General features: G+C 48.3%; 1 pseudogene. It reads left to right on the plus strand.

The window, feature by feature from the left end:
* A pseudogene (locus HMPREF9446_RS17150) lies at positions 1 to 1,082 on the plus strand (hypothetical protein); the annotation flags it as partial.
* Between the last annotated feature and the right edge of the window lie 122 nt (positions 1,083 to 1,204).

The following is a 1,204-nucleotide window of genomic DNA, read 5'->3' on the forward strand; positions in this document are numbered from 1 at the left end:
TGACGGTGACAGGCAACGGCACCGCATGGACGGATACACCCATCGACACCGATCCCGATGCCGCCGTCACTTATCACATCACCGCCCCCGAAGGCGTGACGATAGAGGCAGCTCCCGGTTCCGGCGGCTCTTTAACCGATGATGGCAACGGCTCTTACACCTTGTTGGGCGGGAACGCCGTCACCATCATCGGTGCGCGTATCGGTATAAAAGGACTTTACGAGGTAGCCGATGGCACCACCTATACATTGAAAAGCGACCTCTTAATCAAATATTCATTGGCAGACGCCCGAGTGGGCGATTTCTATTGCAAGAATAGTAGTGGAGAAGGTTATCTGATACCCGGAGATATAGCTCAACTTACCGAAGAACGGCAGGCAGCCTGCATCGGCATTGTTTACTCTACGGATGTAAATCGTATCGGCAAGGCAGCTAAAGAAGTATTGACCGATAAAGGGATTACTCCTCACGGTCTTGTCATGGCGCTGACCAATGCTTCTAACAGTTGCAATTGGGGAAAAGTCCATAATGATGAAAACAGCAATGGCAGTGAAGGAGAACCTTTCAAAGAAAACACCGACAAAGTATATAAGATGTATAAGAATGTGGACGGTTACGGTGAAACGCATTGGATAATCGACACCTACGGAAACGATGGTACTGCTTTGCCGGATACCTATACCGCCTTTTACCATGCCAGCCGTTATGGTACGGCAGAGAGCAACACCGGGAAATACGCCGCTCCCTCCAATACTACCGGTTGGTTTATTCCCAGTATGGGGCAGTGGTGGGATATTTTGTCGAATTTGGGTAAGATAGACTTAACCAGTTATCGGAATAGTGCAGATAGTTATGCCGACATAGGCAGTACTGTTCCAACAGCCGTGGATAACATAAATACGTATTTGCAGAAAATCAGCGATGCAACGCCATTCAGTACAAACACTTACTTTTGTTCGAGTTCGGAGCACGCTGGCTTCAGCGCCTGCAACGTGCGCTTCAACAGCAATGGAGACCTGGGCTTGCACTACAGCGGTAAGGATCGCAGCGACCGTAGGTTGCGGTGTTCCTTTGCTTTCTGATCTTATTTATCTATTACGGCGTAGCCGTTACTTTATCTATTTAAACGAATAACCCGCGAAGCGGGTCGAAAAACAAAAACGATATGTTCTTATCCGAATACAACTCTTTTTCCCGGTTCTTC

Source organism: Bacteroides fluxus YIT 12057, assembly GCF_000195635.1.
GTDB classification, from domain to species: domain Bacteria; phylum Bacteroidota; class Bacteroidia; order Bacteroidales; family Bacteroidaceae; genus Bacteroides; species Bacteroides fluxus.